General features: G+C 45.0%; 9 protein-coding genes and 1 CRISPR repeat array. Of the genes, 1 reads left to right on the forward strand and 8 read right to left on the reverse strand.

What is annotated here, in order from left to right:
- The first annotated feature begins 32 nt into the window (after nucleotides 1-32).
- Nucleotides 33-3,963: a CRISPR direct-repeat array (repeat unit 28 nt; unit sequence TTTCTAAGCTGCCTGTGCGGCAGTGAAC).
- Between the two features lie 336 nt (nucleotides 3,964-4,299).
- The 8 genes from LPB67_RS16970 to cas1f form a co-directional block, all read right to left on the reverse strand.
- Nucleotides 4,300-4,500, reverse strand: a complete 201-nt coding sequence (locus LPB67_RS16970) for a hypothetical protein (RefSeq protein WP_262838486.1) — start codon at nucleotides 4,498-4,500, stop codon at nucleotides 4,300-4,302.
- Nucleotides 4,501-4,663: 163 nt separating this feature from the next.
- Nucleotides 4,664-4,834, reverse strand: coding sequence for a KilA-N domain-containing protein (locus tag LPB67_RS16975; protein ID WP_262838487.1), 171 nt, complete (start codon nucleotides 4,832-4,834; stop codon nucleotides 4,664-4,666).
- A gap of 15 nt (nucleotides 4,835-4,849) precedes the next feature.
- Nucleotides 4,850-5,440 (reverse strand): type I-F CRISPR-associated endoribonuclease Cas6/Csy4, encoded by a 591-nt coding sequence (cas6f, locus tag LPB67_RS16980; protein WP_262838488.1) that lies wholly within the window; start codon nucleotides 5,438-5,440, stop codon nucleotides 4,850-4,852.
- A gap of 3 nt (nucleotides 5,441-5,443) precedes the next feature.
- On the reverse strand, nucleotides 5,444-6,460 hold the full coding sequence (gene csy3 / locus LPB67_RS16985; RefSeq protein WP_262838489.1) for a type I-F CRISPR-associated protein Csy3: 1,017 nt from the start codon (nucleotides 6,458-6,460) through the stop codon (nucleotides 5,444-5,446).
- 10 nt (nucleotides 6,461-6,470) lie between these two features.
- Entirely contained in the window at nucleotides 6,471-7,370 is a 900-nt protein-coding gene (csy2, locus tag LPB67_RS16990; RefSeq protein WP_262838490.1) for a type I-F CRISPR-associated protein Csy2, read from the reverse strand.
- Nucleotides 7,367-8,617 (reverse strand): type I-F CRISPR-associated protein Csy1, encoded by a 1,251-nt coding sequence (gene csy1, locus LPB67_RS16995; RefSeq protein ID WP_262838491.1) that lies wholly within the window; start codon nucleotides 8,615-8,617, stop codon nucleotides 7,367-7,369. The genes csy2 and csy1 overlap by 4 nt, the downstream gene beginning before the upstream one ends.
- A gap of 186 nt (nucleotides 8,618-8,803) precedes the next feature.
- Nucleotides 8,804-12,196 (reverse strand): type I-F CRISPR-associated helicase Cas3f, encoded by a 3,393-nt coding sequence (gene cas3f, locus LPB67_RS17000; protein ID WP_262838492.1) that lies wholly within the window; start codon nucleotides 12,194-12,196, stop codon nucleotides 8,804-8,806.
- Entirely contained in the window at nucleotides 12,193-13,260 is a 1,068-nt protein-coding gene (gene cas1f / locus LPB67_RS17005; RefSeq protein ID WP_262838493.1) for a type I-F CRISPR-associated endonuclease Cas1f, read from the reverse strand. The genes cas3f and cas1f overlap by 4 nt, the downstream gene beginning before the upstream one ends.
- Nucleotides 13,261-13,417: 157 nt before the next feature.
- On the opposite strand from cas1f, the gene LPB67_RS17010 reads away from it, so the two are divergent.
- A complete protein-coding gene (locus tag LPB67_RS17010; protein ID WP_262838494.1) occupies nucleotides 13,418-14,272 on the forward strand; it encodes a WYL domain-containing protein in 855 nt (284 codons plus the stop codon).
- Nucleotides 14,273-14,424: the final 152 nt, after the last annotated feature.

Here is a 14,424-nt window from a genome sequence, read left to right on the forward strand (position 1 = left end):
GGCCGCGGATATGGTGCAAAAATTACTTTATATTTCTAAGCTGCCTGTGCGGCAGTGAACGTCACTTTGGCTTTGTCGCCCGTTTCATATTATTTCTAAGCTGCCTGTGCGGCAGTGAACAAACCGGGAGCGACTTTTTTTAGTTTGCACAATTTCTAAGCTGCCTGTGCGGCAGTGAACTTTCAAGCTTCTTCGTCCCAAGATATTTCCTTTTTCTAAGCTGCCTGTGCGGCAGTGAACGGGATGCGCTCGATCTTGACCATGCGCCGCTGTTTCTAAGCTGCCTGTGCGGCAGTGAACGGGATGCGCTCGATCTTGACCATGCGCCGCTGTTTCTAAGCTGCCTGTGCGGCAGTGAACTCCTTGATGAAAATCGATGCATTGAGGTCGCTTTTCTAAGCTGCCTGTGCGGCAGTGAACAATGGTTTTAGCCCAACAGCCGTATTGGTAAATTTCTAAGCTGCCTGTGCGGCAGTGAACGGCCGGTCGTTCCGCTTCCACTGCCGTAGTAATTTCTAAGCTGCCTGTGCGGCAGTGAACGATTATTCCGGCCCGCTGGTTCATTTTGATGCGTTTCTAAGCTGCCTGTGCGGCAGTGAACTCCGACAGTGCGCGTGGAGTGATTATCTCAATTTTCTAAGCTGCCTGTGCGGCAGTGAACCGCGATGGATTGTGCGCATCGTCATCCTATATTTTCTAAGCTGCCTGTGCGGCAGTGAACTTCACGACGCCAATTTTTCACTGGCTGCGAATTTTCTAAGCTGCCTGTGCGGCAGTGAACTTTTAGGTTACTCAGCAACCCTTACAACAAACTTTCTAAGCTGCCTGTGCGGCAGTGAACATGAACTGAACTCGGCCTCGACTTCTTTGATTTTTCTAAGCTGCCTGTGCGGCAGTGAACATGCTGCTGTTGGCGCTGCTGCAATTCACGCATTTCTAAGCTGCCTGTGCGGCAGTGAACTGAAGCAATTCCGTGGCCCTGTCTATACCGGTTTTCTAAGCTGCCTGTGCGGCAGTGAACCTGGAAGGGCTTGCAGCGATGTAAACGGTATTTTTCTAAGCTGCCTGTGCGGCAGTGAACGCATGCGCTGTCCAATATCAGCCGCTTTACCGTTTCTAAGCTGCCTGTGCGGCAGTGAACGGGGGTGCTGCCAAGTGCTTCGCAGGCTTTGATTTCTAAGCTGCCTGTGCGGCAGTGAACTACGGCGCCAAGGTGGGCATCACGGACTACTCTTTCTAAGCTGCCTGTGCGGCAGTGAACTGGTGGTTATTCGGTCAAAACCGGGTCGGTCATTTCTAAGCTGCCTGTGCGGCAGTGAACTGACGTTGATATCGAAAGCGTATTTTTGGAATTTTCTAAGCTGCCTGTGCGGCAGTGAACGCAGCTTGTTCGAGTTTCAGTGCCTTTTCATTTTTCTAAGCTGCCTGTGCGGCAGTGAACACTTGGTGCCGCTGTCGAAGCAGCTTTGGCAGATTTCTAAGCTGCCTGTGCGGCAGTGAACGAAATCTTCGTTCACGACGCCAATTTTTCACTTTTCTAAGCTGCCTGTGCGGCAGTGAACGATCTCGATCCGCTTAAATGGGATTTTGTACATTTCTAAGCTGCCTGTGCGGCAGTGAACCTAAACGCTTAGCAAGCTCGGACTCGCTTAACTTTCTAAGCTGCCTGTGCGGCAGTGAACGCTCAATGCATGACAATTGCAAATTATGATTTTTTCTAAGCTGCCTGTGCGGCAGTGAACAATGAGGCAACATGCAACATCAATTTCCTAAATTTCTAAGCTGCCTGTGCGGCAGTGAACGCTTGTGCAGCTATTAGCGCAGGCATCATGTTTTTCTAAGCTGCCTGTGCGGCAGTGAACAAGGCGATATCAATCCCTGCACATGCTGGAACTTTCTAAGCTGCCTGTGCGGCAGTGAACGGTCTTGTGGATCTGATGCAGCGGGCTTATCATTTCTAAGCTGCCTGTGCGGCAGTGAACGTATTACCTGTCGCAATCCGGCGCTCGACTTCTTTCTAAGCTGCCTGTGCGGCAGTGAACTCAAAGGCAATGGTCGAATCGCGTTACATCATTTTCTAAGCTGCCTGTGCGGCAGTGAACAACGTCCTGGTTGAAACCACGATGATTTTTGATTTCTAAGCTGCCTGTGCGGCAGTGAACAACGGTAAAGAAATTGACTACAGCGCGATCTATTTCTAAGCTGCCTGTGCGGCAGTGAACTGCCGATTGATGTGGAGTCCGCCAATCTTATTTTTCTAAGCTGCCTGTGCGGCAGTGAACATGATTTACATCCTTTTTAAAATTGTGATTGATTTCTAAGCTGCCTGTGCGGCAGTGAACCTATCCGGCGGGCTAGGTCTTGCGGGTCTGCTTTTCTAAGCTGCCTGTGCGGCAGTGAACATGACTTGTAAAACGATGGTAAATGCTTGCATTTTCTAAGCTGCCTGTGCGGCAGTGAACATGATTTACATCCTTTTTAAAATTGTGATTGATTTCTAAGCTGCCTGTGCGGCAGTGAACGCCCAGATTGCGGCTCAAATTGCCAGCTATCATTTCTAAGCTGCCTGTGCGGCAGTGAACGCAATTCCCCTTCTTTGTTCAATACACGATAATTTCTAAGCTGCCTGTGCGGCAGTGAACAAAGCGCCACATTCAAGCCTGATAACTCGATATTTCTAAGCTGCCTGTGCGGCAGTGAACTCATGCAGATTAATTTCTCTCTCATAAAGAGTTTTCTAAGCTGCCTGTGCGGCAGTGAACAGTGGAAATATGGGCAAATAGAAAAGGTACTATTTCTAAGCTGCCTGTGCGGCAGTGAACGATTTCATCTGCAATTTCAGGTTTTTTCAGGATTTCTAAGCTGCCTGTGCGGCAGTGAACCTTCGTTCAATCAGATGGTATTCGCCGGTGTCTTTCTAAGCTGCCTGTGCGGCAGTGAACGGCTTTAAAATTAATTCGTGCTGAAGCAAAAATTTCTAAGCTGCCTGTGCGGCAGTGAACTATTCGCGACAGGAATGACACCCTGGTTCAAATTTCTAAGCTGCCTGTGCGGCAGTGAACAAGCCCAAATCTTCCAGTTCTCATCGATGTGCTTTCTAAGCTGCCTGTGCGGCAGTGAACATGTCTTGGTTGAGGTGCGCAGGCCGATTACATTTCTAAGCTGCCTGTGCGGCAGTGAACATCTGATGACAATGCTGGATTTGCATACAAAATTTCTAAGCTGCCTGTGCGGCAGTGAACCGCGGCAATCAATGCCGTATTGCCCTGTGGCTTTTCTAAGCTGCCTGTGCGGCAGTGAACAACGGGACGACTCGTTCTATTTCGCTGATACATTTCTAAGCTGCCTGTGCGGCAGTGAACACAAATTGGCGATGGATAAGCTGCCTGCTGTCTTTCTAAGCTGCCTGTGCGGCAGTGAACGGAGTGAAATTATATAACATCTCTTTCACCAATTTCTAAGCTGCCTGTGCGGCAGTGAACATGTATTTGCCAGCAATGGAATACCTGTCGCTTTTCTAAGCTGCCTGTGCGGCAGTGAACCGTTATCTGGCTTTGAAGTAGTTGAAATGAATTTTCTAAGCTGCCTGTGCGGCAGTGAACGGTCCTACACACTGACTACCAGGGCATGGTACTTTCTAAGCTGCCTGTGCGGCAGTGAACGTTGACTTCAACGGGCGCATTGACGACGAATGTTTCTAAGCTGCCTGTGCGGCAGTGAACGATTCGCGATTACTGCCTTGCCTAATTTTTTCTTTCTAAGCTGCCTGTGCGGCAGTGAACTGATAACCCCGGGTATTACGTCGGACTTTATGTTTCTAAGCTGCCTGTGCGGCAGTGAACGCCAATATCGCCGGCTGGCGCGACCACCGGGCGTTTCTAAGCTGCCTGTGCGGCAGTGAACATAGAATCGTGGATTTCTCACGAAATACCTATTTTCTAAGCTGCCTGTGCGGCAGTGAACGTATCCTACGCAGAAAAAAATAAGTTACAACAAACACTTAGCGCATTTTTTCGGGTTTCACCAATGATCTAAGAGCTTGTTGCAACTTCTTGATTTTTATATGATTTTTTTAAAGAGCAAATTGATTGGTAAAAATTGGTGTGCAATCGTTTTGATCAAACATTTAAAAAAATTAGATTGATTAACTTATGACTTTATTTTATTTGCTTATTCGTGCTGCTCAACAAGATCGTCATTTGTGAGGTGGCAAGTCATTTAGTTTTTGCAATCGCTCAATCTGAATTAAACTTCCCGTGATGTAATTCGCATTCATCGATTCCAGATTTGCCAGACACACTAGCTGATGCATATTAGCGTGGTCGCGCTATTGCCTTGAAGCGTGGAATTTTCATTACGCCATTGTTGCGCCGTCACGCCGAATAAAGCGATATTCAGTAAATCGGCTTCTGTTGCGTAGACTGCGCCTATTTGTTGCTTGGTGAGCGTATCGGGTACCAGATTTTCTTTAATCGCATCGGGGTGAATCTGGTAATTCACCTTCGCCAGATTACGCCGGATATCCCAGCCTAATTGGGTAAATTTCTGTTCTTTAAGACGCTGGAATTCTTTACTTGGGTGTCAGGGTAAAGCTATTCAGACCAGCCTGTTTTTCAAACACGTCGAATTCCACAGGTTTAAAATCCGGGTTATTCAATTACTCCTATATCCCCAAAAACTCGGTGGCATTGCGATTACGCGACCAGTTACGAATCAAGTCATCGGTACGATCGCTGTTTTTGAAGCGAGCAATATCCGTAATGCAAATATACTCAATCCCATTTTGGGTATATGTACCAACTTGCTGATCGAGAACTTGGAGCTTAGTTTTCATGGTATTACGCTCGAATCAAAAATCAGGAACGGTGGCAACTGCACTTAGTCCATACGAACTAAAAGAACCGGATACAGCTAGAGGAGATTCTTTTCGAGCGATAAACAATTGAAAACGCTCCCCACCACTTAAACTGCATAGGTTAATAAATGGTTTTTTCAGTTTTTTTTCTTCGAAACCATTGAGTAAAACCAATGCTTGTTCCACGTTGATACCTTCACGATTCGCCTTTCTTCTGGCAAGTCGATGGACATTGGATTTTACTTGTACCCGGCTAAAGCAGAAATAACGATTGATGTTTTCCGGCACTGCTCGTGTTTGCGTTATATGTACATAATCATGCAAACGATTAAGCCACTTTGCTAAATCTAACTGTACCAACGTGACTTCATCTGAGGCAAAAATTCTCAGTTTACTTCCTATAAAACCGGATGCGTCTCGTCCATTGAATTTGTACTGTGGAAATGACACACCAACCGGTTTTTCAGGTTGCGCTTTTTGAAGTTCAACCAATGCCAGATGAAGTTGTTGATAAAGTTTTGGCCAAATTGAATGCACGCTTACCTCTGTTTGCGGTAATAGAGTGAGTTCCTGGTAGTAATTCATGATCTACTCCTTACTACTTTGACCAAACACGCCACCTCGAACCAAGACCGCCATCACATAATGTTCTTGTTCTTTGTTCGCAAGCTTTTCACCTAAAGCAAAACGATCAAACAAAGTGTAGAAATCCACTTTCTCTTTTGGCGTCCGGAATGCTTTACCGAGATTAGTGACTGCTCCATATGGCTCAATCGCGATTGGTCCAATATTTGCGGTTTCAAACTCTGGGTACCAAGTATCAATCGAGCGCAAAGCATTACCAATTTTTTGTGAATGCATTGCCGCGACACCTTTCACCGCATACAGTATTTTGCTTTTGTCGCCTTTGCCTTTGTCTAAAACCAACTCTTCACTAGGATAGACTTCCTGAGCCTTCCCTACCAACGCATAAGCATTGATTGAAATGAGAAAAGCAGGTGCTTTTCCACTCAGCGTATCGGCAATTCTATTGGCTAAAGTTTGTACATCAGGATGCGTACTATCAAACTGTCGCAATGAAAAATCACTGGCATTAAAGACCCACTGATCATTACCAATCTGCACACTCACTTCAATTTTTTCTGCACCAATGCGATTGCGCCACAAGTAGCGACCGTTAGCAATATTTACGGCATAACGTCGGGCTAACTCTGTAAAGCCCTCTTGCTCAATATACGTCTTGACGACGGTCTCATAAGATCGCTTAAACAAGGCGTTATTACATGCCGAAGGCGTTTCTACTCCTCCCAGAATTTTTAAAGTGAAATGCAGCTTCAAAGTATCTTGATGTTCACCTAAAGCGCAAGCGTCCACTTTTTGTAAATTGGCTTTTTCAACTTCTGCATTCAGTTTTAATGGATCATTCTGAATTGCCGGTTTAAGCCGGTTCGAAATCGTGCCACGCACTGATTTTTCAATGAGACTCAATGGTTTCGATTCCTGAGTACGTTTATCCCAAGTTGCGCCATACAGATAGCCATCAGAAGCAACGAGTTTTTTTTCAAACGCGAGTACAGATGCGATCATATTGTCATATTTAGCCATGTTAATTCTCCTATGCGTTGAAGGTGTTTGAAGTCGATGCTATGGTGCGGCAAACGTATAAATTTTGTACTTGATCAATATGGTATTGCCATAGCATATGATCCAAATTACTAATCCGGTAAGGCATTACAAACTCGCCGAGTGTGACAATACTTTCTGCGAAGCGATGTGGCGTATCCATATCGCGTTGATTGGCGGCTTTGCCCAAATCAGATATTCCTTGAAAACCAACCGCAATTGGCACCAGCCAACTTGGTTCGCGGCGTTTTCTCGTCCAAGTGACTTTGCCTTCACTATCTTGCTTAGACCTGTGTTGTAGACTTAAGTGGTTGATTAACGCGCTTAAGGCATCTTCGCCATTCTTCATTGCCGCAATCATCAGCTCACGACGCTCAACTAATACGTGACCCAACATGAGTTTGCGGACAAGTGCGCGAACACTGCCTTCATCGTCTTCGTCGACCGGCAGTAGTTCGGTTTTTTTTGCCGATTGAATATCACCGCTCGCCATTTTCATACGCAATATACAAGCATCAATTTCTTGTATAAAACGATCATTATCGTCAGGATCTAAACCGCTATATTCAATCAACAGTGAGATTTCTAAATGACAGCGCGCCTCTTCAATAAATGCAGGACGACTGCCATCTTTATCCAGTGGATTAGAAGTACCGATAATTGAGTGTACGTAGTCGCCATCGCCTTTATAGGTTTGCAGATCTAAATCATGACAACTCACCGCGACCGATGGGAAAGTAAGCTCATTTAAGCCTGCATCCCTTAATTTGCGTTGTAGTGCATGCACTGCGCCTAACCAGGCAGTCATTGCGGGAAAACCAATCGTGTAGGGGCTACTCATCGCGTTGGCATTGTGAATTTTGATGTGAGGTATCAGTACAAAGCGTCTCATTGGAAAAACTCCTTATCTTTTTCAATCGCATCCTCAACAAATTTTCGAATATGTATCAGCTCGTTGTCGCTTAAAACAACGTGATTGTCTTTTAGCGTCGCTTCGTAAGTTTGTAATATCCAGCGCGCAAAATTGAGCGTGATGTTGTCCGTCCAGTCGGTATCGGATTCACGCCTTTCCAAATGAAAATCGTCTAAGAAAATACGTTGCGATAGAGGTAAAGATTGGTAGTAATCAGAGTTTGACCATCCAATTCCAAACAATCGGATTTTAAATACTTGTTCCAGCACTTGATCAATTATTCGAATGATGATATTGGAAATTTGATCGCGTGTAGCCCGGTTATTGACTTCACACTTCATCAACTCATGTAATGCGAAGAAATGTTCTTTAAATAGAAATGGACTAGTGCTGTTTCTAAAAAAGTCTTTTGGGGGTAAGCGGACATCGCGTTTTGAAAGTTTAGGTGGAGTGCCTGCAAATAAGTAAGCACGCCCGGCATTTTGACTATTCAGGACACTAATATTTTGGGGTTGAGTTCCCCCGTATGCAGTAACTGTCAAATCGAATAAATCGTCATAACCAGTAGCATGCATCTCATTTTTTTTACGCGCCTCTTTTCCTTCTTTCGTTGCATCCGAAAAACGTATCGCATCCACTCGCTTCTTGAGCTCGCTCAACAAACCCGAAGGGGTAAGTATGGATAGCAAGTGATAAGCATCATCGACAGGAAAGTAAACTTGCTTCACCAGCCTATCTGTCTTGATCGAGTTATCTACTTGTTTGATACTTAGTAATCCTTGCTTGATGTCTTCGTAGCTGGCCGCAGGTATCGTCAGCATAGACTTTATTGCTTCGCTATCTGTTTCGAGGTGGGTCAACACAGTGCGCCCATCATCCATCTGCAAGCACAAAAATTTATACACATCCATTGCTGCTGCATTGCCAAATACATCCAAGTCATAACTGAGGTTGCCTGTGCGCAGATAGCCGTCATCCGCATGTTCACAGTGCGCGATAATGGAAGAGGTCTTTGCGCTTGGATGACTAAATTTTCCAGGGTGGCTCACCATAGAAAGTTGCGAAGCTCGCCTTGCCGCATCTGGAAACCAATTTGTGGGAGAAAACCTATCTTCTGCTTCTTGGTTGAGCTTGTTTTGTTCTATTGTGTCAGCGATCGCTTTGGTTTTTGCCTTAATCCATGCGGCTTTGCGATCAGCGAAAAACTCAGTAATTTGTTTGTTCATATCGGCATCACCTCATTAAGTTGATTCATTGTAAGATATTTTTTATAACTTATCCATATCATTTGCATTTTTCGAAATTTTCTTGAATTGCAATATTCGACTTTAATCTTTATGATGCAAGGCCTGCTGAAAAAGCAGCTTAGAAAATATCATTTGCTTTTTTAACATCACTGCCGAGCAGGCAGTTTACAAATTTCGATCAATTTTCTCGCGAAGTCCAAATTGATCGGAATACTCAAATTCCTTCCCTTTATCGCGGTCATCATCTGGATTGATAGGAATCGATATTTCTCCATATCGCAGTGACTTAGCACGCATCATTTGATGATCTCGCTCGGTTAAATTCGCGCGTAGATCCAAGTTACATTCAGCACGAAGTGAGTGTTCATAATTCCGATTGAGCCAGAATCGCCCTGCCATCTGATTTGACATTTCATCATTTCGATGTATTCCAACGGATTTTTCTCGTGGAATAGGTTTGCCTTTTTCATTTTTCGTACAAAATGCAGGACGCCTGTCTTCCCACACTAAGTACATAGAAAGTTCAGGGCTGCTGGCGCGAAATTTGATCAAATTTTGAGGTACTGCCGTCATCCACCAAGAAGCGCTTAGCCATGCCTGCAAATGCTCTGGGCCTTTTTTTGTGTAATTGGTCAATGCATTACCAATGGCTTGATGCTCTAAGTCGGCCAGACGTTCATTCGGACGCAAGGTTTCTGCCGGTGCGATGCGCGGGGTCGCATCGACTTTTTTATTAATGACATCCTCGTCAAGCAAGGTGCATAAATCATGACTCTTCAAGCGCAGGTTTTTGGCGTTTTCAAAGCCTGGTCGAAAATAGGCTGGGCTATCCTTTTTGCGTAAGGCCTTTAAATTGGTTTGCATAATGGCGATGTTGGGATGGTCAATTCCAACTTGCCGATGCCGGCGTACACGTCCAGCTAACTGAATGATGGAACGATAAGACGATGGTTCGATAATTGCCCAATCAAAATCATGATCCCGTCCTACTTCTTCTACCGGTGTCGCAATTAAAATAAACAAGACATGATCCGCATTAGTTTGATCGAGATGCTTGCGGATAATGGAATTTTTGAAACCATCAGGTATCTCGTCAGCTTTCTCTTTCCGTTTAAGAACACTATCCAAGTGTTGTTCTTGTTCGTGTCTTAAAAGAAGAACTTGACGGCTATGATATGCCATGACTTTTGGCGCGTATTGCTCCGGCCAAGTTGCTTCCATTAAGTGCTGCGTCAGCGCAATACAAGGTGGAATATTGGCTACTCGCATGATGCCGAATGAGACTTTTTTTCTAGTGAGCTTATCGATGGAATGATGGTGAACATGCAAATCCATCGCGGCTTGCTTCATACGTTCAAAGTACACGCTTTCAGCGCTATTCGCGTCACCGGGTTTTTTCGATTTTTCCTGCGGATAAAGATCGAGGCACGGCACGATATAAGCTTTACGCTTAATAATCTGATCTAGTAATTTCTTTACCCGACCTTTTACAAATTGCTGATGCAGGTTTCGATACTGTTGGCAATGATCGGCAGACTTGGTCTGATCGATAAATTGTACCTGCGTCTGGAATTCATCGATCCAGGTGCAGGCAATCTTCGCATCTGCTCCCAAGAAATGCTGGTGCAAACGCCAGCCTTCTTGATAGGCGTTGAAATAGCCTTCGGCTAATGCGGGCGGAATGGTGGCGGACGAAATCATTACTTTTCGTCCGAGCATGCCAGCCAAGTGAATTAAACGCCCGATCGCGATCAAATCATTGACATCGAAATCGTCAATTTCATCAATGACTAAGTCCGAAGATAGCAAACGCAAACAGGGCAGAATATACTTACCGCCGCGTTTGGTTTCAGTCGCAGCCATGATGTGGTCTATCGTGCAGACAAGTACAGGTTTGTAGAGGAATGCTTTGTTCTTATCAATAACTTTCGGTTGATCTGTGGGAAAAATCGCATCTAAAAAATTAGCGGCGACCGGCTCATGGAACTCAATATCTTCGTCCAGTAATGATCCCATCGATTCAGAACCACCTTCCTCGTATAGCGGTTCTGTGCTGTCCTTTTTCTCGTTTGATTTCTCATGCAACTCTTTTACTTCTGAAGAGCCTATCAAGACAGCGAGTTCTTCCTTATTTAAGCCTATCCTGTCGCGATATTCATCACCAGTTTGCAGTGTTAATGTCCGCAAACCAAGTGCCAAAATAAATCGCAAACTTTCACCGTCATCGGAGAGCGCGCGCATAATTTTGGCATTCGCTATCGTTTTGCCGCAACCTGTGCTCGCCATATTGACTATGAACCAAGCGTACTTGGTGTCGATAGACTGATTTTGTTTACGGAACGCAGTGACTTTATCTGTCGCTACATCTTGCCATTCAAAGCCCGGCGGACCTTTCTTCTTAAGGTTCTTGATATCGTAGGCAGGAACCATGTCCAGGCGAAACCTGGATAAAGACTGCGTCACACATAAAGCCTGTTGACTGACATTGACCAAATGCTCGTCAAGACGTTGTTTGAGTTCTCTTTTGGAATCCGTGTTTGCAAACAGCTTGAGGTCGGTTTTCCATGTTGTGCTTGCTTCACACGACGAGTAGTAATGATCGCCCAGCATGAGCGATAGCCTGGCGTGGTGTAGAACCAAGCGATATGCGCCGTTTTCTAGCAATCGCAATGCGGTATATTCTTCCTGTAACAGACGCTTAGACCATTTTTTTACTTTGCTAAGCCATGCTTCCGATTGCGACAACAAGCCTTCAGGAAACTTGAAACAGTCGGCTAAGCGTTTTTTATAATCACTTGCATCGGACTTGTTTTGATAACCCCACTCCGCGTTAATACTTTTGAAAAGTGAATTAATTTCATTTTTCTCAGTATCTGCATATTCATACTTATTCTGTGTAGCTGGCAGACGGTGATGCGTCACAATTAACCATGCAGTGAGTTGCGCCAATGGCGGTAGGTTTTCTAGAGGTTTACCTTGGTTTTTACTGACAGCCTCGATCAATACTTTCTCGTCAATTTTGCCTTGGGAAAGTAAATTCAGCCATGCCTGATCATTTTTGGTATCGCCAGAATGAGTGACCAATGCATGCAATAACAAACACGACATCCATTCGTGCCGAAGCGGGTCACCTTCTTTGCTACTTTTTTTCAATTTTGTCTGAAATAGCAGTGTCGCTTTACCCCAATCATGCAGCAGCGCAGCAAGTGCGGCCAAAGCTTTTATCAGTGGTAGATATTGCCAATTATTTTCCCATTCTTCATGTTGATGATCTTTTTTAGTTGAGCTTACTGGCACTATCCCTTGCGTATTAAATTGCCTGCGATTACCCACGATCCAAGTCAACTCAGATCGACTTCGCGACCGTATCCAATGACATGCCACCGCCGTATTCTTACTAGCAGTCTGGCGCAGCATCTTTTTTACAACCGCCAAACCATCTTCAGTAATCACAGCCTGCCAAGTATTATCACCAATGCGATCGGCAAATGCGTCTAGTACACGGCGAGTTTTTTTGAGGGCATTTTTTTGGCATTGTGAAACGAAGGTGACCATCATGATGTGGCGTCTCCCTCGCCCGTTTCGTCATCAGCCACATCACCCATTTCATCATTTCTATCGTCATTTGTCGCGTCGCTTATCATCGCATCGGCAGCTACATTGGGGTCTTGTTCTAGCTCACCCCGTAGTGCGATTTCTTTGATTTGGTCGAACATAAAATCGAGCGCCTTGTGATTGGTGAAGGCTTGCAGGCATTGCTGGCGAAACTCTTGTTCGGTGGCGTTTTCTTTGGCGCAGACAAATGCCCAAGGTAGGACGATGGCATCTTTGATTAAATCGGCGACGTCAAATACCAGCGCACCACGGCGCGTTTTGCCGTGCATGACTGCGAAGCCGTGTGGTATGCCTAGTACCCACAGCGTGCAGGCGGCTAGGCCGTAGGCGAGGTAGTTGCCGTGATTCAGAAAAGCGTTGGCTTTATCGGTTTCTTCATGCTTACGCGTGAAGCCGCTTTGCTTGGTGTGATTGGCTGCGTATTTGTAGAGCATTTTGGTGAGCTGCGCTTCGTTCAATAATAGCTCTGCTGGATTTTTTGCTTGCTCTATTCTTTGGCTGCAAAGGTCTAAGGCTTTTTGAATCTCAGCATCATTGACATCGAAGCCTTCTGCTTTGAGGTCTGTGTCTTTTTGCCAGACCTGACTTAAATAGCGGATGCGCGCTTGTTGTAATTGTTTGGCGGCGGCTAAGCGTTGTTGGTCGTCAAACCAGAATGAACACCAGCCTTGTAAATATTGGGTGGGGCGATATTCACCTTGCGGCGTCATCCATTCAATCTCATTGCCCATGTACAGCGGTGTGCCGCCGCCACCGCAAAAGCCGACCAACACGCCTGCCCGCGCCAGCATTCTGACGGCGGCATGGGTGATGGATGTACCACTGCCCAGCATCAGCACGGTGGTATTGGCTATCGGGATATTCCAATAATGATTTTCGTTCTTGGCTTCTTGCAGATAGAGTACGCGCCCGTCTTTTTGCATGACCCGGCAATGCTCCAGGTAATACAGATTGGCGCGTTTTGAATGCAGAATGGCTTTTAAGTCTGAAGGCGAAAGGTCTTCCATTACGCTTATTCCTTTATTCAAGGCAAATTTAGAGCAACACGATTTGAAAATTTCATTGTTTAAAATCTATTGCATCCATAATATGTCTATATTGATTACATATCTATACTGACTGCATGTACATGTCGATTTTTCAGGCACATCTCGGAGACTAAAAATGAATTGGCCACTACGTTGGGATTTGTTGATGCGTTATCGTCTTATCGAGATCGTGGCGTATTGGGAAGGGCGTTTGACGACGAATCACTTGTGCAATAGTTTTGGTATAGGTAGGCAACAAGCGAGTAAAGACATCAATGCATATTTGCTCGATATCGCTCCAAGCAACCTACTTTATGATAAGTATTTGAAGGGCTACATTCCAAGCAAAAACTTTGCGCCTAAGTTAACCACGGGTACTGCAGATGAATATTTACATGTGCTTAGCCGCAATAAAGACATCGTACATACCTTTCAGGGATTAGATCTAGGTTTTGCTCATACCGAAATGCTGCAGGTGCCATTGCGCCGCATTGATCCTGTTATTTTACGATCGCTAGTTCAAGCATCAAGAGAACATAAACGTGTCGATTTAAGCTACATATCAATGACGTCTGGCATTGAAGAAGATCGGATTATTGTGCCACACACGCTTGTTTGCACACCATTACGTTGGCACGTACGTGCTTACTGTGAGAAGCATCGTGATTTTCGAGACTTTGTATTAAGCCGATTTCGAGGTAATCCCGAAATTTTGAATGAAAGCAAATTTACCGGCGAAGCGGACAAGATTTGGAATAAAGAAATCACCTTAAAAATAGTGCCAGATAGCCGGTTAGGAGAGGCGCAGCAAGAAATAATTGCACGTGATTTTGATATGAAAAACCGTTGCCTTGACATAAAAATCCGTGCGCCTCTCGTCGCTTATATGTTGCAAGCATTAAATATTGACCCTCACAAGCAAGAAATACATCCTGAGGCACAACAGATAGTTATAGGGAACTTTCGCGAAATTGAACACTATTTGTTTTAGCCTTGAAAAGAAAACGTAGTAATTGGACTTGATCGCACAGTAGGACCTTACGAGAGGGCGGAGTTATCCAGTTTGATAAAGTGTAGCAAATACGATCTGATCTGACAGTTACCCGGTTTGACGCTGGTGATTGTCAGGTCAAAAACAGTTGT

Source organism: Undibacterium sp. Jales W-56 (assembly GCF_025548535.1).
Classification (GTDB): Bacteria; Pseudomonadota; Gammaproteobacteria; order Burkholderiales; family Burkholderiaceae_D; genus Undibacterium.